General features: G+C 67.0%; 11 protein-coding genes, 1 tRNA gene and 2 pseudogenes. 6 read left to right on the forward strand and 8 right to left on the reverse strand.

Annotated elements, in window-relative coordinates:
• Positions 1-35: 35 nt before the first annotated feature.
• A complete protein-coding gene (locus ACWGI2_RS04590) occupies positions 36-3554 on the reverse strand; it encodes a ThuA domain-containing protein (RefSeq protein ID WP_453693821.1) in 3519 nt (1172 codons plus the stop codon).
• Between the two features lie 371 nt (positions 3555-3925).
• Between ACWGI2_RS04590 and ACWGI2_RS04595 the strand changes: the two genes are divergently transcribed.
• The 3 genes from ACWGI2_RS04595 to ACWGI2_RS04605 all read left to right on the forward strand — a co-directional run bounded on the left by ACWGI2_RS04595 (position 3926) and on the right by ACWGI2_RS04605 (position 7331).
• Positions 3926-4957 (forward strand): alpha/beta fold hydrolase, encoded by a 1032-nt coding sequence (locus tag ACWGI2_RS04595; protein WP_453693823.1) that lies wholly within the window; start codon positions 3926-3928, stop codon positions 4955-4957.
• Positions 4958-5398: 441 nt separating this feature from the next.
• The gene (locus ACWGI2_RS04600) at positions 5399-5779 is read left to right on the forward strand and encodes an MmcQ/YjbR family DNA-binding protein (protein WP_453394653.1); all 381 of its coding nucleotides are present in this window, start codon (positions 5399-5401) and stop codon (positions 5777-5779) included.
• Positions 5780-6011: 232 nt separating this feature from the next.
• Positions 6012-7331, forward strand: a complete 1320-nt coding sequence (locus ACWGI2_RS04605) for an MFS transporter (protein WP_453693825.1) — start codon at positions 6012-6014, stop codon at positions 7329-7331.
• Here ACWGI2_RS04605 and ACWGI2_RS04610 read toward each other — a convergent pair.
• Positions 7297-8211 (reverse strand): transketolase family protein, encoded by a 915-nt coding sequence (locus tag ACWGI2_RS04610; RefSeq protein WP_453693827.1) that lies wholly within the window; start codon positions 8209-8211, stop codon positions 7297-7299. The genes ACWGI2_RS04605 and ACWGI2_RS04610 overlap by 35 nt on opposite strands.
• Before the next feature lie 111 nt (positions 8212-8322).
• The gene (locus ACWGI2_RS04615; protein ID WP_453693829.1) at positions 8323-9051 is read right to left on the reverse strand and encodes a transketolase; all 729 of its coding nucleotides are present in this window, start codon (positions 9049-9051) and stop codon (positions 8323-8325) included.
• Between the two features lie 130 nt (positions 9052-9181).
• Here ACWGI2_RS04615 and ACWGI2_RS04620 point away from each other — a divergent pair.
• Positions 9182-9255 (forward strand) — tRNA-Pro (locus tag ACWGI2_RS04620).
• 1076 nt (positions 9256-10331) lie between these two features.
• Here ACWGI2_RS04620 and ACWGI2_RS04625 read toward each other — a convergent pair.
• A pseudogene (locus ACWGI2_RS04625) lies at positions 10332-11161 on the reverse strand (IS5 family transposase).
• Positions 11162-11391: 230 nt separating this feature from the next.
• Between ACWGI2_RS04625 and ACWGI2_RS04630 the strand changes: the two are divergent.
• The gene (locus tag ACWGI2_RS04630) at positions 11392-11535 is read left to right on the forward strand and encodes a hypothetical protein (protein ID WP_453693831.1); all 144 of its coding nucleotides are present in this window, start codon (positions 11392-11394) and stop codon (positions 11533-11535) included.
• A 75-nt stretch (positions 11536-11610) separates the two neighbouring features.
• Here ACWGI2_RS04630 and ACWGI2_RS04635 read toward each other — a convergent pair whose 3' ends face one another.
• From ACWGI2_RS04635 to ACWGI2_RS04650, 4 genes and pseudogenes are all read right to left on the reverse strand, one after another.
• A complete protein-coding gene (locus ACWGI2_RS04635) occupies positions 11611-12846 on the reverse strand; it encodes a recombinase family protein (protein ID WP_453694659.1) in 1236 nt (411 codons plus the stop codon).
• 1489 nt (positions 12847-14335) lie between these two features.
• Positions 14336-14856 (reverse strand): annotated as a pseudogene (locus ACWGI2_RS04640) (IS5 family transposase); the annotation flags it as partial.
• 279 nt (positions 14857-15135) lie between these two features.
• On the reverse strand, positions 15136-16131 hold the full coding sequence (locus ACWGI2_RS04645; RefSeq protein WP_453693833.1) for a restriction endonuclease: 996 nt from the start codon (positions 16129-16131) through the stop codon (positions 15136-15138).
• The gene (locus ACWGI2_RS04650) at positions 16128-17144 is read right to left on the reverse strand and encodes a hypothetical protein (protein WP_453693835.1); all 1017 of its coding nucleotides are present in this window, start codon (positions 17142-17144) and stop codon (positions 16128-16130) included. The genes ACWGI2_RS04645 and ACWGI2_RS04650 overlap by 4 nt, the downstream gene beginning before the upstream one ends.
• A 300-nt stretch (positions 17145-17444) precedes the next feature.
• Between ACWGI2_RS04650 and ACWGI2_RS04655 the strand changes: the two genes are divergently transcribed.
• The gene (locus tag ACWGI2_RS04655; RefSeq protein ID WP_453693837.1) at positions 17445-18281 is read left to right on the forward strand and encodes a hypothetical protein; all 837 of its coding nucleotides are present in this window, start codon (positions 17445-17447) and stop codon (positions 18279-18281) included.
• The last annotated feature ends 80 nt before the right edge of the window (positions 18282-18361 follow it).

The raw sequence follows: 18361 nt of genomic DNA on the forward strand, positions 1-18361 counted from the left end.
GTGCCCTGGGTGTCATGGGTGTCATGGCCGCTCCCTCACTTCGCCGTGATCCGGACAGCGCCGGTCGTCGTGTCGCCCTTGTCGTCGGTGACGGTCAGATGCGCCGTGTACGAGCCCTTGCGCGCGTACGTGTGCTCGGCGCTGCCGGTCTCCGTGCCGGAGGGCTTGGCGTTGTCGCCGAAGTCCCAGTGGTACGAGGCCGCGGTGCGGCCCTCAGGGAGCTTCACCGTGCTGGTGAGCTTGACGGCGAGAGGCGCGGTGCCGTCGGCCGGGGCCGCCTTGACCGTCACTTTCGCGCCGGTCTTCTTCTCGACTCCGGGGCCGTTGAAGTGCAGCCAGTCGAGCGTGAGGAGGTCGGCCTTCTCGGGCGTCCATTCGGGGTTGGTGAAGACGGCGTACAGCTTCGTCGTGCCCTCGTGGTCGGCCAGTTCGGTGGTCGGCGAGACGAAGTTGCCCCAGCCGGCCGTGTTCGGCACGCTCACCTTGCCGAGCAGCTTGCCCGTGGGGGACCCGGCGCGGAACTCGATGTCACCGCCGAGCCCGCCCGAAGCCGCGCCCACGGTCACGGAGTCGACGCCCTTGAGGTGCACGGGGTCGAAGGAGACCCAGTCACCGTCCTCGATCTCGATGAGGCGCTTGCCGCCGGACGCGTCGGCGCGGTCACCGATGACCGCCCCTTCGTGCGCGCCGCCGGTCGCGGTGCGGTGCTCGCCCTCGCGGAAGGAGGTCCGCAGGGTCAGCGAGGAGGAACCCGTCAGGGCGGGCACGCCGGACGCGCCCTTGTCCTCGTACTGGGCCGTGATCCCGTAGTAGAGATTCTGGCCTGGGCCATGACTGTCCCCGGCATCCGTCATGATCTCGCCCGCACAGCCCGTGTAGTTGTCCAGCGGGTGCAGATGGGTGTCGTGTCCGAGCTGGGACTGGACGACGACCCGTTTGCAGTCGATCGACCCGTCCTCCTTGTCCGTCACCTTGATCTTGAACGGAATCGTGTCGCCGAAGCTGAACGTCCCGCCGCCCGGCGGTTGTTGGATGGTCACCACGGGGCGGGTGTTCCCGACGGTGACCTCCTGCACGGCCAGAGCGCTCAGCTCGTCCGGGCCCGTGACCTTCAGCCGCGCGCTGAACAGCCCCTTTTTGGTGTACGTGTGCGTCGGGTTGGCCTCGGTCGAATCGGTCGTGCCGTTGCCGTCGAAGTCCCACGCGTACGTGACGGGCTTGCCGCCGGGAAGCCCCGAACCCTCGCTGGAGAACTTGACCTTCAGAGGGGTGCCGCCGTTGTCCGGAGTGGCCTTGACGCGGGCGTCGGGCAGCCGTCCGTCCGCCACGTAGTCGATGCGGTAGATGCCCGCGCCTTCGTTGCTGCCGCCGCGGCCGGTGCCGCTGCCGAGCCCGAAGTCGATGACGTACATCGCCCCGTCAGGACCGAAGTCGGCGTCGAAGGGCTGGTTCCATTTCATGTCCGGGAAAATGGAGTTGATCGAGTTCAGATCGCCCGCCTTCGCGGGCTCGAAACGCGGATCGGTGAACGTCTGGTCCTTCTCCTGCATCGAGAAGACCTTGAACCACTTCCGCGTCAGCTCGTAGTTGAACCACTTCCCCTCGAAGTGCTCGGGGAACTTCGTCTTGTACGTGTTGGACGCGTCGTAGTCGTAGACGGGACCGCTCATCGGGCCGCCGCCACCCGTGCCGAGTTCGGGGAACTGCTCGGAGGCGGAGTAGGCGTACCAGACGTCCGCGGGCTGTGCCGGTGGCAGCTCGCGCAGGCCCGTGTTGTTCGGCGAATCGTTCACGATCTTCGCGCAGTCGAATGTCGCGCCCGACTTCTTCGTCGCGAAGTCGTAGTCGTTGAAGGGGGTGTTCTTGCCGATGCAGTAGGGCCAGCCGTAATTGCCCGCCTTGGTGATGCGGTTGTACTCGACGGTCCCCTCGGGGCCGCGGTCGGCGACGGCGCCCTTCGCGTCGGGCCCGTAGTCCGCCATCAGCAGGGCGCCGCTCAGCGGGTCCGTGGTGATGCGGAAGGGGTTGCGCATGCCCATCGCGTAGATCTCGGAGCGGGTCTTGTCCGTCCCAGGCGCGAAGAGGTTCCCCTCGGGCACGGAATACGTTCCGTCGTCCTTCGGCGTGACGCGCAGGACCTTGCCGCGCAGGTCGTTCGTATTGCCGGAGGTGCCCTGCGCGTCCCAGGCGCGGCGGCCCTCGCGCTCGTCGATCGGGCTGAATCCGTCCGACGCGAACGGATCGGTGTTGTCACCTGTCGCGATATACAGGTCGCCCTTCTTGTCGAAGGCGATCGAGCCCGCCATGTGCGAGTTCGCCCGGCCTTCGCCACGGAAGGTGGGAATGGTCAGGATCCGTTTCTCCGTGGCCGGATCGACCTTTCCGCCCGCTTCGGTGAATCGGGAGAGATTGATGCGTTTCTCGTTCTTGTCGGAGTTCAGGAGATAGACCCAGTGGTTGTCCTGGAACTTCGGGTCGAGCGCGAGACCGAGGAGCCCGTCCGACTGGCTCGTCATCTCGGGGGTGTAGTCGAAGTCGAGCGCCGTGGAGACCTTCAGCGTCTCCTGGTCGATGATCTTCAGCTTCCCGGTGCGCTGGATGAAGAACACCCGGCGGTCGGGCGCGACGGCCAGCTCGAAGGGGTCGGCCAGGTCGTTGGTGGCGAGCGGCGTCCGCTGGAAGGCCCCGGTCTTGGTGGCGGTGCAGTCGCCGGGCTTGTTGCCGGCGGCCCACTCGATGCCACCGAGCAGGTGCTTCAGGAAGCCCTCTTCCTGGAAGGCCGACTTGGCGTGCCCGCCCGCCGTGTACCAGGAGCGGCCGCCGTCGTAGTTCTGGCACCAGGACCACGGCTGGTCGACGCCCTCGTCGAGCCCGGTGACGCCGTCGCGCACCTTCACCTGCGCGAGCGTGTGCACCTTCCCCGTCGGATTGGCGCGCCAGTTGTACCACTCCTCCGTGCGCTCCCAGAGCTCCGGGAGCCCCTTGGTGGAGGGGTGCGCGTGGTCGAGCACCTTGATCCGCCCGGTCTGCACCTCGGGGTGCTTGTCGAAGATCGCGCCGACCAGACCCTCGTACCAGGACCAGTCCCGCTCGCTGGCCGAAGCCGCGTGCAGGCCGACCCAGCCGCCGCCCCCACGGACGTACTTCTGGAAGGCCGCGCGCTGGTCGGCGTCGAGCAGGTCGCCCTTCTCGGGCGTTGAGTTGGTGTTGTTGAAGACGATGGCCTGGAAGCGGGCGAGATTGGCGTCGGTGAAGGCGGCGGCGTCATCCGTGGCCTCCACCTCGAAACCGTTCTCGGCGCCGAGCTTCTTGATGGCCTCGACACCCGCGGGGATCGAGTCGTGGGGGAAGTTCGTGACCTTGGAGAAGACCAGGACGCGGAAGGGGGCCGCCGCGGGCTTGGGCTCCGCTTGCGCGGGGGGCGTCGCGGTGAGGCCGAGGCCGATGACCAGGGCCAGCAGGGCGATGATCGCGAGCCAGGGGCTCGGCGTGGTGGGGCCCGGTCTCGGCCGGACGGGGCCGCGTCTGGGCGCGGTGGGACTCGTGGAACTCATGGCGCTCCCTGGGCTGGGCGGGTGGACGGCTGCCGGTAGCCGGGTGTGCGGTGAGTGCGAGTTGCGCGGGGTGCGGTGCGCGGGGTCCTTGACCTGGGCCTGGAGAGGCGGAGGCTAGAAAGCGCTTTCTCCTGCGCGTTGTTCAGCGTAGGTTCCCCTCTGATGGGGGGTCAATGGGTCGGAAGGGCCTGGCGTGAGAAGGGGGTCACGGAGAGGCACTGGTATGAGGGCGCGTGTGCGGGGGAGGGTTTCAGGGGCAGGGAACCCAGCTCTGCAGCCCAGCTTCTGCAGAGGCCGACCCAGGGAACCCAGCTCTGCAGAAGTCGGCAGCCAGAACCCGTTCCAGATCTCGTACAGGGGAGCCTTCCGCAATGCCTGACCAAACCTCGACGCCCGCCCCCGCCGCGTACACCGCCGGACTCGTGAACGCGATGGACGGCGTCCCCGTCGCCACGTACACCTGGCTGCCCGACGGCGGCAGGCCGCGCGCCTTCGTGCAGATCGCGCACGGCGCGGGTGAACACGCCTTGCGCTACGACCGGTTCGCGCGCCATCTGATGGCGCACGGCTACGGGGTGATCGCCTCCGACCACCGGGGGCATGGCGCGACGGCGCAGGCGACGGGTGGGTACGGGGTGACGGATTCGTCCGCCGACGCGTCTGCTTCCGAGGCGTCTGCTTCCGACGCGCCGTCTTCCGCCGCACCGTCCGACGCGGAAGTCTCCGACAGCTGGCGCGCCATCGTCGACGACCTCAAGGCGATCGGTGACCAGGTGCGCACCTTGCATCCCGGGACCCCGCTCTTCCTGCTCGGCCACAGCATGGGCTCGCACCTGGCGAGGGACTACGCGCAGGAGTACCCGGACGGACTCGCGGGCCTGATCCTCTCCGGCACCTTCCGCTCCCTGCCCGGGGTCGGGATCGACGAGTCGATCGCCCGTCTGGAGCGCGAGATCGCCGAGGACGGCCGCGAGGCACTCTCGTCGTACCTCCCCGAACTCTTCGCGGCCTTCAACGACCCGTACCCGCACCGCACCGGTTTCGAATGGCTCTCCCGTGACGAGGCCGAGGTCGACGCGTACGTCGCCGACGAGCGCTGCGGCTTTCCCTTCTCGGCCGGCCTCTGCTTGGACTGGGTGCGTGCCGTGCGCAAGATGAACGACCCGCGGAACCTGGCCCGTGTCCCGGCCGACCTGCCCGTCCACATCGCCGTCGGCACCGAGGACCCCTGCAACCAGGGCATGACGCTGGTCCATGAACTCGTGGAGGACTACCGGTATCTGGGCATGGACGATCTCACCTTGAGGGGCTACGAGGGGGCGCGGCACGAGATCCTCAACGAGACCAACAGGGACGAGGTCCAGGAGGACCTGCGGAACTGGCTGGACAAGCGGGTGCTGTGAAACGCGCCGAGCTGATGGTGGCAAGCTGCTTACCGCCAACACCCCGCGCCCCTATGGTGATACGGACACGAGAGTGAGCCTGGATGAGACCGATGGCCTTCACCGAGATCGCCGTAGCTGTGATTACGGCCGGTCCTGCCTACATCGCGGTCTGGTTGACCGCACGCGGTGCTCAGGGCGGGCCCGCACAACCGCGGGCTTGTGCGCGGCACACCGTCTGTGAGCAGTGCGAGGATCGAAGCAAGGCGGACGGCATGCCGGGCTACCAGAAGGCTTGGGCCCTCGCGACCTGACTCCTCCTGACCCCTCCTGACCCCTCCTCTTCGCCGTGACGCGGCGGGCCCCTACCTCCAGTGTGGCGGGCCCGCCGTTTTGCCGTGTCGCCGTGTCGTGAACGGCGTCCGGGGGCCGCTGTCAGTGGCGTTGGCTACCGTTCGGGGCATGTCTCGAGCTCATGCCAAAGCCCAGGTCACGGGTGACGACGTCCGGCGTATCGCACTGGCCCTGCCGGATACGACGGAGAAGATCGCCTGGAGCATGCCCACCTTCCGGGTGGCAGGAAAGATGTTCGCCACGCTCCCCGAGGACGAGACGTCCATCGCCGTGCGGTGCCCGAAGGAGGAGCGCGACGAGTTGGTCCTCGCGGAGCCTGACAAGTTCTGGATCGCCGACCACGAGGCGATGTTCGCCTGGGTGCGCGCGCGTCTGTCGGCGCTCGACAAGGATGAACTGAGCGACATCCTCGCCGACTCCTGGCGCCAGGCCGCCCCCACCCGACTCCTCGACGCCTACCCGGAGTTGGGGCTCCCGCCGACGAGCTGAAACGGGGCGGCCGCTGTCAGTGCCCCGTGGCATGATCCAGGCAGGGGTGGAGGAAGGGGAGGAGACAGGGGTGCCGTCAGGGGGAGGGGTTTCAGGGGGCGGGGTTGACGAGGGTGGGGTTGATGAGGGCGGGCGTGCGCAGACGTCGGCGGAGAATCGGATCCCGGCGGCGACGCGGATCCCGGCGGCCGCGCGTGGCAAGCGGTGTGCGCCCGGTCGTGAAGTTCGGTCGATGACCGAAGCGACGACCGTGAACCGGAAGAGCATCTGGTCGCGCGACTTCGGGTTCTTCTTCGGGGCGCGGACCATCGCCAAGCTGGGCGACACGATGCTGCCCGTCGCGCTCGCCGCGGGGTTGCTCCAGCACGGGCACGGCGCGGGTGCCGTCGGTCTTGCCATGGCCGCCACGACGGTCTGCTTCGCGGGCCTCGTGATATTCGGCGGGGTCTTCGCCGACCGGTTCAGCACCCGCCTGCTGATGATCGGCGCGGACGTGGTCCGGCTCGGCACGCAGTCGGTCGCGGCGGTCCTCTTCTTCACCGGCCACGTCGTCCTCTGGCAGATCTGCGTGATCGGCGCGGTCAACGGCGCGGCGGGCGCCCTCTTCCAGCCCGGCGTCGCCAGCACGGTCCCGCGCCTGGCAGCCGACGTCCAGAAGGCCAACGGCGCGATACGCGTGGCCGAGTCGGCCGCTGCCCTGGCAGGCCCGGCCGTCGCGGGCGTCCTCGTCGCCTTCGCCTCGCCCGGCGCCGTCTTCGCCGCGCACGCGGGGACGTACGGCCTGAGCGCCCTGTGTCTGGTCCTGCTCCGGCTGCCGCCCGCGCTCCCCGGCTCGCTGCCGCACAGCGACGGCTTCCGGGCCGATCTGGTGCAGGGCTGGCGGGAGTTCAGGTCCCGCACCTGGCTCTGGGGCGTCATCGCCATCTTCTGCGTACTGATGATCACGACCACGGGCCCGCTGACACCCCTGGTCGCCACGCTCGTCGTCCAGGAGCACGGATCGGGGGCGTACGGCCTGGTGAACTCCGCCCTGGGCGCCGGCACCGTACTCGGCGGCCTGGTCGCCCTGCGGCTGCGCCCCCGCCGCATGCTCCGCGCCGGTTCCGTCGCCCTGATCGGCTACTGCGCGTTTCCGGCGGCCGTCGGCGCCCAGCTCGGCGTGCCGCTGATGGCTGCGGGCGCCGCGATCGCGGGCGCGGGGCTCTCCTTCTGGGGAGTCATGTGGGCGACGAGCGTCCAGACCCAGGTACCGCCCGACGTACTCAACCGCATCCACGCCTACGACGTCGCGGGATCGATCGCCCTGCTGCCGGTCGGCCAGGCCCTCGCGGGCCCCGCCGCGAGTGCCTTCGGCGCGGAGCAGGTGCTGATCACGGGCGCCGTGACGACGGTCGTCGTCTGCCTGGCCCTGCTCTCGGTGCCCGCGATACGCGGATTGGTGCGGGTCGACGGCAAGGCACCAGTCCAGGGCGGGGGAGTGGGAAAGGACCGGCCACATCATGGGCACGGAGGCGGGGCTATACGAGAGCCCGCGCCCCCACGAAGCCGGTGATCCGCTCCCGCAGCGAGCGGACGTCGAGACCGTGCGCGGCCATGTGCTCGTCGACCTGCCCGTAGCGGCGCAACTCGGCACGACCGACGCCGAGCCCGAGCACCCGGTGCGGTACGTCGGCGAGCGCGTCGTTCGCGGCGGCGGTGGAGGTCCCGGCCAGATAGGGCTCGACCACCACGACATCGGCCACCGTGCCCGCCCCCGTCGCGCGGCGCAGTGCCTCCCCGTCGAAGGGCCGCACCGTGGTCGCGTACAGGACGGTGAGATCGAGGCCCTCACTCGCGGCGAGTACGTTGTCCAGCATCGGCCCAACGGCGATCGCGACTCCGCCACGCCCTTCTCGTACGGTGCGGAAGCGAGCCCCGTCGACGGGCAGCGCCCGAGCGTTCGACTGCACCGAGAGCCGGACATACACCTTGTCGTCGCCCGCGGCGACCGCGTGCCGCAGCAGCGTCTCGGCCTCGTCCGGGTGCCCCGGCACATGAATGGTCCAGCCGTCCAGTGTGTCGAGCAGCGCCACGTCGCCCGGCGACATGTGCGTGAAGCCACCGGCTGGCCAGTCGAAGGACGCCGCGGCGCTGACCAGGACCCCGCCCACGCCCTGATGCCCGAAGTCCAGCTTCACCTGCTCGAACGGCCGCTCCACGAGAAAGCTCGCGAAGGTGTGCACGACGGGCCGCAGCCCGGCCAGGGCAAGCCCGGCACCGGCCCCGACGAGCAGCTGCTCCCGGATCCCGACATTGATCACCCGGCCCGGGTGCTTGCGCCGCGCCTCCGCGAACCCGTCCGCGCCGATCTCGGCGAGGACGACGGCGACGCGCGGATCCTCGTCGAGCAGCCGCGAGAGGACGGGGGCGAAGCGATCACGCATGGTGTCCATGACAGAAAAACCTCCGAAGAGAAGAGCGGAGAGAAAGGCGGAGTGGAGCCCCGTGAGGCCTGAAGAACCGCCAAGAAACGCGGCGCGCGGACGGGAAGGACGCTGACCCGCTCAAGCCACCTCGGGCTCGGTCACGGACCCCTTCGGTTCGACCCGGGCCACGACCACCCGTGGCCGCCCCGGGTGCGGCGCGGTGAACGCCGCATACAACGCGTCGTGGTCACGCCCGTCGACGGTCTCGGCCGACCACCCGGCGGCCTCGAAGCGCGCGGCGATGCCGCCGGGCCTGGCGTGCCGGGCGGAGGCGTTGTCGATCACGACAGTGTGCAGCTGGTCGAGCCCGGAGGGCCCGGCGAAGGCGATGGCCTCGTGGTTGCTGCCCTCGTCCAGCTCCGCGTCCCCGACGAGCACCCACACCCGGGCGTCCGTGAAGCCGCGCGCCCCGAGCCCCAGCGCCGTCCCCACCGCGAGCGGCAGCCCGTGCCCGAGCGACCCGCTGCCGATCTCGACCCCCGGTACGAGCACCCGGTCCGGATGGTGCCCCAGTGGCGAGTCGTAATCCCCGAACCCCTCCAGCCAATCGACGGGAAGGAAGCCCTTGGCGGCGAGGACGGCGTAGTACGCCATGGGCCCGTGCCCTTTGGAGAGCAGGAACCGGTCGCGCCCGGGGTCGTCCACCTGCTCGGGTGTGACCCTGAGCACCCGGTCGTAGAGGACCCAGAGCGCGTCGAGGGTGGACGTCGCGGCGGGCCCGTGCTTCTCGTCCCCCGTCATCCGCGCCATGAGGCGGGACAGGTCCGCGAATCCGTATCCGTGCGTGCGTTCCGTTGTCGTCGTCATGCCACAGAGCGTGCAACCTCAAGTTCGCTTGAGGTCAACAGCAGGGGAAAGGCGTGAGCGATCACGGCTCGGAGTGCGGTATTGTTTCGGTGCGCGTTCGGCCAGGGGAAACCCCAGGTCACACGGGCACCGGGACGTGGCGCAGCTTGGTAGCGCACTTGACTGGGGGTCAAGGGGTCGCAGGTTCAAATCCTGTCGTCCCGACGGAAACGTCGCAGGTAGGGGCCATCTTCGGGTGGCCCTTACTTCGTGTCTGGGAGTAATTCTGGGAGCGGGGAGCCGCTCCCTGTGCTCCCTGGGAGCGGGAGTCTGGGAGCGGTGTCAACCGGGGGTGGACGGATGGTCACCCGATCCGGTCGCTCCCAGGGAGCATGTCCGCTGCCCGGCCTGGTGGACGAGGCAAGGGGTCGCACTGTTCGCCCCCTTGTCCGAATACTCGTCATGGGGCCGTGCTCCCACCCGAGCCCTTGACGGTTTTCACCGACCCCATGACTGCGGGGCTCCCTGCCTCGGTGCACACGTCATCCAGAGGTTGAACGCGGTACCGGGATGGTCTGCAGGTCGGCGGGTGTACCGGCTAGCGCCGCCTGCTCCTATGAGTCCCCTTGGCGGGACGCAAGTGGAAGTAGGCGTCTGTACAGAGCGGCACGGGGATGTTCGGTGCGGGTGTGATGCCCTGCCCGGTCCGGTAGGGCTGGAGTGAGCTCCAGGAGTCCGAACCTGCCTGTGATGTCAGGTTGGTTCGGCCTGGCGTTGGCCGATCACGCTTGTCTTCGTGATTGCCTCGAACTTGAGGCCGTCAGGGACCGATCATCTGGGCTCCGATCGGCTTGTTCCCGATGACGTCGCACATTGAATGTGTGGCGATCCTTGAACCGGCCGAGAAGGGTGCCTGACCTGCAGTTTCGCCGAAATCTCGTAGATTTCGGCTGGAACGGTCGACCTGTTTTTTGAAGTGCACGACGTTGAGGGCCTCTTTGGCTTTCGGAGGCTGTCTGACTCGGCGTTCCTGGGGGCCGTTGTCTGATTGACAGGGTTGTATCTCCCTCTTTCCGCACGGCGGTACCAGCAGTCTCGACGCTCAGATGACGCTCGTCCTGATGAGGTGTCACCGCAGAGGTCGCGGTCGTGCGGGCGGCTCTGCCCGCTGCCCCCGCGACGGTGAGGGCTATCCGGCACGAGGCGGAGGCGGCTGCTTCGGCGCAGCCGGGAAAGTCTCACCGGACGTGCGAGCGCGTTGTCCGGGGACGCCGTTGCCCTCTAGGAGTTGTCTTCAAATGTCACGCCCACGTCAGGAGCGAGGCGAGGGTGACGGCTGCCTGGTAGGACTCGGCGGTCTTGTCGTAGCGGGTCGCGATGCCGCGCCACTGCTTGAGGCGGTTGAAGCACCGTTCCACGACGTTGCGCCGCTTGTAGAGCTGCTTGTCGAAGGCCGGCGGACGTCCGTCCCGGGAGCCGCGTCGGGTTCGGTTGCGGATCTGGTCGGCTCGCTCGGGAATGGTGTGCGTGATGCCCCGGCGTCGCAGCCAGGTTCGTATCGCGCGAGAGCTGTAGCCCTTGTCGCCCAGCACATGGGCGGGTCGCACGCGGGGCCGGCCCGGCCCGAGCCGGGGCACCCGGATCGCCTCCATGACGGTGGTGAACTGGGTGCAGTCATTGGTGTTCCCGCCCGTGACCGTGAAGGCGAGCGGGCGACCCAAGGCGTCGCAGGCCAGGTGGATCTTGCTGGTCAGTCCACCCCGGGAGCGTCCGAGTGCCGGTGGGCAGAGCCCCCTTTTCGGGCCCCGGCCGCATGCTGGTGGGCGCGTACGACGGTGGAGTCGACCGAGACCAGCCAGTCGATGTCGCCGACTGCGTCCGCCCTGGCCTGCGCTGCCCGCAGCATCCGCTCGAAGGTTCCGTCCAGCGCCCACCGGCGAAAGCGGGTGTGGAGTGTCTGCCACGGCCCATACCGCTCGGGTACATCCCGCCAGGCGGTGCCGGTGCGGAACTTCCACACGATCCCGTTGAGGCCCCTTCGGTCGTCCAACCGCTTGCGGCCCCGCAACGACTGAGGCAGCAGCGGTCGGACGAACTCCCACTCCACATCGGACAGTTCATGGCGACGTATCACCCGACCATGATCCACCACTCAAGATCAATTGAAGACACGACCTATAGGAGATCCGCACTCCTGCCCTGCGTGAGGCAGCCACGCCGGCCGTCGTCAAGGCCCTCTGCCAGCTGGGTGCCCGCGCGGCGGCCCGCGCCCTGGCCGACGCCCTCATCACGCCGGAACATCGCGGCAAAGCCCTGGCAGCGATCGCCCAGTCGCTCGGCCCCGGCCTTCAAGGGCGCCTCATGCTGATTGAGGCGCTGTGCTGGAGCCCGTGGGAGCAGGTGACCGAAGAGATTTCCGATGTTGTGCCGGAAACCTCGTTCGAGGATTTGGCAGATGGGGTCGCGGCTGTGACGCCGGATGTGGCCGAAGGGCGAGTTGAGTGACATCTGCGAGGCCGTCGCTGTTGCAGGCCAGGTGGCCGTATCCCACCATTACTGGAATACCTGCCATCGAACAGATCAGACAGAGCGCTGCGGGGGGATGTCAATCCTATAATTGGCCGGGAGGGAAAGTGACAGGGAGCAGGAATCGCCCGAGGCTGGCAGGCGGATAGCTAGTTTCGTTGCCTGGAACAGCCTGAGAAGGAGAGGCTTCGGCGCCGATTCCAGGTTGGCGATGAGGAAGGGCAAGTACGTCAGAAGATCGGTGTGCGAATCCTGTCGCAACGCTGAGAGAGCGTGGGAAGGGATGGGGTTTTCGGGTAGGGGCGCCAAGTCGTTGGGGGGCCGTGGGTCAGCAGTGGCTGCGACAGCCAAGTCCCCTGTGAGGCGATCGAGGTGACGTGGCCCGAGCAGGTGGTCGGAGTACAGCCGTGTCACGGCTTTGAACAGCTTGGACTCGTTGGCGTAGCCAGCCTTGGGATGCCCAGCGTATGAGTCCGGGCGGCCCCGGTTGTTCGCTTTCGGCCAGCACACGTAATAGGTAATTCCCTTGCGGTGATTCCCGTGGAGGCGTCGCCCACAGAAACAGAACACTCTGCCGCGCAGCACGTAGCATCGAGCTTCTTCAGGGACGGAAGATATTGGCGTATTAGAGGCGGAGCGTCGAGCCAGACGTCGGGCGGTAAGCTCGTCAAACATCCATTTCGGGATCAAGGGCTCGTGGACTGGAGAGGGAGACCATACCCACAGAGAGAAGTCATTCACCTTTCCGCTTCCCGACCGGGATGCCCGTCGATTGAATACCTGGTAGCCCGTATACTTCGGATTTCTGAGGATCTCGCAGACGGTGGATTTCCCCCAGGCGCCACGAGCGCGGACGCCGCCTGGCGGCTGCGGGGGAGGGTACTGCTGCAGGTCTGCATTGAGGAGGTCTGCGATAACCCCGTACCCCATTTTTTCGAAGTAACGCCAGTGGGCGATTTGCGTTACAGTCTCCGCTCGCTGACCGTCCGGGATAAGCCGACTCTTCATCGCTCCCTTGTCTGCCTTCACCGGATTCGGATTACGGTACCTCTTAGCGGTGTATCCGTACGGTGGTTTCCCGATATTCCATCCTTCGCGCACGTGCGCGCACAGGCCGCCCCAGGACGTCTCGAGGGCGTTGTAAACCTCATACTCGGCCACCGATTGGTTGATTCGGCGCTGCAAAATCTGCTGTGATCTCCCGCCGTCAAGTCTGATCGACTCGTTCCAGGCAAATAGCGGGATCCCTAGATCTTCTAGCGTGCGCTCGATGGAGAGACTTTCAAACATTCGGCGGGAAATGCGAGACGTGCTTTCCGAGATGACAGCATCGAATCGCCTTCCCTTGCCGGAGGCTTCTGTGAGTAGATCGGCGATACCGCCGTCGCGCGCGATGGGGATGTCGAACCTCTCGGCGCTTGAGCCGCGACTGCGTTCCCTGAGCGGCAGGCGACCGGACTCGACGTCAAAGAAGTGGCATGTGATGGTCCAGGCAGCCGGGAGCGCGGACCTGCACCGTTGGAGCTGCCGGATAAGTGACAGCCGGGGGTCCTGGCTTTCTTCGGTTGACGTCCGGCCGATCCACGCCACGCGAACATCCCCACCCGACGAAAAGGCCGGGAGTGCAAAGGGAGAGACGGCAAGGTCGGAGAACCGGATTGCGCCTGCCGTAAGAGGCGACCCACTGGGCTCGGGGACCCCCCGTTTGTTCACGAGCTGGAATCCCTCTTAGATGTGGTCACCTGTTGGCGTTTAGCCCAAATCAGGAGTTCGCACAGGGTGACAGCTAGGTCGTGACGTAGTCGCACTCCCTGCATGCCCCCGACGTAAGTGACGGTGTGACGCTTGCTCTTGGGGGCGACGTTGTTGCTCATGCCGATCAGTCCAAAGGGGAGGTTCTGTGTTGCGGATCGCATTCCTCCTCCCCACAGGGCTTTTCAGGTAACCGATTCCAGGCATGGCTCTTTCGGGTGATTGGTCGGTGTTGGGATTCTTCGATGGGTGAGCGGAAAATCTGGGTATCGGAGAAATTTGCGCAGCACCGACACCTGTGGCGTCGATGTCACGGTCACCGGATCGGCGGGCAGGAAGCTTCCGCAGGCGAGGACCTCGTCGACATCCGTGGTGACACAGACGACGGGCCAGGCGACTACCTGGACGGTCTGTTCATCGGGGTAGCCGAGCGGGACCGCGCCCCGGCTGGTAGGTGCACGCAGCAGCTCGGCGAGGCAAGGGCGTCGATCTGAACCTTGTTCGGCTGATCCAGTCGAGACAGTTCGCCCCAGCGGTCGTGACCGTGGAGTTGCGATGTTCCACGCACTCAAGTCTCGAGCGCTTCCCCCACTGCGCGGCGAGCCTGCTTGGATGATCACCGGTGACGGCGCGTGTGAATCGCGCGGAGCTGACGCAGGTCGAAGTCGCCAGCTGTGCACAGTTGTTGGTGTGTCAGTGACTCCCGGTATGAATCAGGGTGCACGTGGCTGCGCGTCGATGCCACAGCTCACGGAAAGGGGCAGAGGGTGACGGATCAGCCGGTGTTTGTGCTGGGGCAGGAGCTTCAGGCGTTGGAGGCCGCCGGGTTCGAAACGGAAGCAGAGTTGCAGGAGCTACTGGCACGGCATCCTCGGGTTCTGGACTTCGGCACGCTGACGGACGGACGTCCGCTGCGGCTGGTGCTGGTGGCGCGGGAGATGGGAGTGTCTACAAGCGCGGACAGTGGTCCCGCGTACTGGCTCGACCCGATGCGCTGCTCGCCGACCGTGCCTACGATCACGACAACCACCGCCGGAATCCGGTCCAGCAGGGGCAGCAACTGCGTGACGTCATGGCGGTTTCCGCCGGTCAGCGACACCGCGAGCGGGATGCCCTGGCCGTCGACGATGAGGTGGTGCTTGCTGCCCGGCCGTGCTCGGTCGACCGGGCTGGGCCCGCTTTTGGGCCCCGTCGGGCCGCCCGCACGTGCGAGGAGTCGATCACCGCCCGGTTCCAGTCGATCTGGTTCTTCGAGCGCAGCTTCTCCAGTGGAACGACGTGGAGTTGGTCCCAGACGCCGGCATCATTCCAGGCTGCCAGGCGTGGCCAGCAGGTTATTCCCGAGCCGAAGCCCAGCTCCTGAGGCAGGTACTCCCATTGGATGCCGGCGTGCAGCACGAACAAGATGCCGCACAGGGCCTGTCGATCGGGCACCCGCGGTCTGCCCTGCACCAGCTTCGGTGCCGGTTTGGGCAGCAACGGCTCGATGAGCGACCACAGTTCATCCGACACGATCCATGGCCGCGACTGACGCTTCGCCGCAACCAGACCAACGAGCCGACGCGCCAAGAGTCACATGATCAACCGCTTTTATTAGAAACAGTTACAGGCCCTGTACGAGCCGTAGTTCGCGTCCGCCCTCCGACATGGCACGGTCGGCCCGTGGTCGGTGCGCTGTCTGGCGTGGAGGACTCTGAGGCTTGCCGAGCCCCCCGAGCTGGATCAGACAGCAGTGTTATGGGTTGCCCCGGAGCGCGCCGTGAGACACTGGCGATGGATCACGTAGAAGCCGTAGACCGTCCTTCAACTCGTGGGGTGTCATCACGATCACGCCGCCAGCTCACCGGTTTCTCCGAGTTCGAGAATGTCGAGCAGAGATTCGCCCCAGGTGGCCCAGCGTACAAGCACCCACCAGCTGAGCAGGACGATGTCCTGATGCCGCGCGAACTGTTCGGCGTGCTTGCTGAAGGTGCCATTGGTGATCACGATCGCGATGTCAGCGTTGTGGACGGGGCCGGCGGTGCCGTTCAGTTCGCGAACGGTCGGTACTCCCACAGGCTTCGCTGTGGTGGTGTGCTTGCACTGGAAGACGACCCTTTGGCCGCCGGGTGTGGTGGCGATGACGTCGGCGCCCCCGTCGTGAGGTCCGCCGTGATGTCGCTCGACGTCAAGCCCGTCGCGCAGTGCCAGACTGGAAACCAGCCGCTCAAACTGGCGGTGGGACATCTCCAGGATCTGTTGCAGGCTCGTGCTCGCTGGCGAAGCCATGAAGACCAGCGTCCGTTGCTCCTCCAAGGCCAGGGAATGTAGCTGTTCACGGTCCTCTGCCAGGAGCACCTGCACTCGGTCGGCGGATTCGGCGCGGTGGCGGAGCAACTGTGCCGCCGCATCGAGTTCGGGCGTACTGCACGGGTGCTGATGGTAGCGATTCACCCGTCCAGCCGAGTTCGACCGTAGTTGCTGCTGGAGTTGCGTGGCTTCAGCGACGTCCCCTTGGGCCCATCTCAGTTCCTGGCCCACAAGTCGCTCCAGGCACTGGGCGGCCAGAGCGCAGCGGCTGGTTGTGGGGGTGCAGGAGGGATCATCAAAGTACGGCTCGTGCATCGTGCGGCGGTGCGCGTGGGTGTGCTCGCGTTCGAGGTCATGGCAGTGCGCCCGGAGTTCGAGCAGAACCTGCCCAAGCAGACGGTCCTCGGCCTCCCAGCGCAGGGCGGCGTGTAGGTCCTTTTCGCCGGCGGTGGCAATCCGGCGTTCGAGCATTTCGTTCAGAAGCTCGTCCTGATACAGAGGTGCCGCGGCGCGAAGGGCATTGGCATGGCTCACGACGTGGTCTCCGTATCTGCGTGCGCCTCGCATGACCCGAGGACGGAGTAGAGCGGAGCAGACCACGTTGCCCAGCGTTCTAGGCCCTCACGGCCGAGGAGTTGGACGTCGTTTGTGCGCGCATAGCGGTGTGCGGGGCGGGTGAAGCGGGCGTTGGTGACCACGATGATGGCGGCGCCCGGGAAGTGGTGGCGCCCGAGTTCGGACAGTTGATGTACGTCGGGGAGTTCGATGGCGGGCAGAGGTGGGGTCGTGTAGGTGGCGTGGCCGACGACAGGTAGGTGCTTGGTGAAGAGGACCGCGGGTCTGCCATCGGACAGCGTGGCGGTGACTGGCTGGTCCCGGCCGTCGTAGCCCGACACGGGGTGCGGGTCGCCGTCGGCGAGGTCGGCGACCACATCGTAAAAGTCGTCTCCGAAATTGAGGTCGATGTCCTTTAGCGCGAACCCCTCGCTTGCGTCGGCGGCCTGCCTGCGGAGCTCTTCCTCCAAAGCCAGCTCATGCAGGATCCGCCTGTCCTCAGCACGTAGGTCATCCACCCGAGAGTTGGACGCGTGGAGTTGATGTTGGAAGGCACCGAGGGTCTCAAGCGGAGACGGTCGATGAACATCCGGGAGCGGCACGGCCGGGGCGAACTTGCTCTCTCGGCCGCAGCGATCGATTAGCGATCGCACGCCGGCGGCCTCTTTTACCGCGGCGATGGCTTCTGCTGCTTCTCCTTGCAGGGCATGGGCGAGCGTGCGAGCGGCATCTACGGCGACCTCGTCGATGTGCCGTGTAGCAGGATGCAGAACCGAACCGGAGTGCGTGCGAACGCGCTGCTCTGCGTCGTGTTTGACGGCTGTGACGTCATCGCAGTGCGCCGCAAGGCGGTCGCAGATGCCCGTGGCGATGTCCCACTCACAGGCGTGGAGGAACGCTGCGTGCAGCTCGCTCTCACTCGCCGCGGCTACAGCGCGAGTTAGGACTGTAGCCCGACCCTCGTCGCTGAGCAGAGCCTGCACGTCATGCATCGATAATCCAGTAATCACGGCGGGACTCTACTGAGAGGCACTGACAACGCCGATGCCCCGTGACGGGGTCTGACCGAGATAGGGGCCAAAGGGGCAATGAGTTGATCTTGAAGGTCTGCGGCATCCGTTGCCGGTATGCTGCCGGGGCAGGCGGCCACGACCGCCGACCGCTGAAGGGGTCTTCCGCCACGCAGGAGCCCTCGTTGGTAGGCCAAGCCGTCCTTCGACGCATCGTGCACCTGAACCTGCCTGCCTTCAGAGCGGTGTCCGCGTGGGGTGCGCCGCTGTATGGAGTCAGACATGCCTGCAAGCCGGCCCCGGAAGTCGCGGAAGCGCACGCGGGAGATCCGTGAGCAGACCCGGGCCACCGGCACGCGGTACACCGTGGCGCTGCGGACGAACGACCGTATCCGAGCTGACGGCCAGCAGTCGCTGCCGCTCCTCACCCCCACCCGCACCTTGCTGTTGCCCCTAGTGAAGGACGCCCTGCCCGGCCTGTACGAATTGACCAGCCTGCTCCTGAGGCTCCGAATGGACATGGTCCTGGACCATGAGGGGGAGCTGATGGGCTACCGAGACAGCGGAGGGGTGTCGATCCCGGGCGCGCCGATCGAGGACGTCGAAGAGGCGTACTACCGGGTACGCGACGTGCTGCCCCAGGGGACGGAGCAGTTCGCGGACGGGATGGTAAATGAGATTCTCCCGCCCACGCCCAATGTCCTGCTGCTGATCGGACCCGACGGGGGGAACGTGGTGCACCTGACCACCATTGAGGTGGCCCAAGCGGACCTCGCGCTGCTCGCCGAGTTCGCCGACGCACTGGACCGCGCGGCCGGCCCGCATCCCGGCCCGGAGTTCGAAGCGCTCACGGAGGCGCTGGGCGAAATCGGGCGCTTGCCCTACTATCCGTGGATGCCCGAGGGGGACGAGGTCACCGTCGCCCACTGGGTGCGGCAGGCGCTGTCAACGCTCCTGCACTCGCCCTTCGAGGGCCCGGGTGGCGCCGCCGACCGCGAGACGCTGTCCAACGTGCTGCGGTACGCCGATGGCTGGGAGAGCGTGGAGGTGGACCAGGACGAGGAGGAGGCGGCCGAGCGCGCGTTGGTGAGCATGATGCGCGCGGCAGGGTGGACCTGACGGCTGCCCCGGACATCGCCCGCTCGGCGTGATCCGGAAGTTGGGTTGCGGGTAAAATGCTGTCACCAGCCGTAAGCGGC

It is taken from the genome of Streptomyces sp. NPDC054866 (assembly GCF_053610745.1).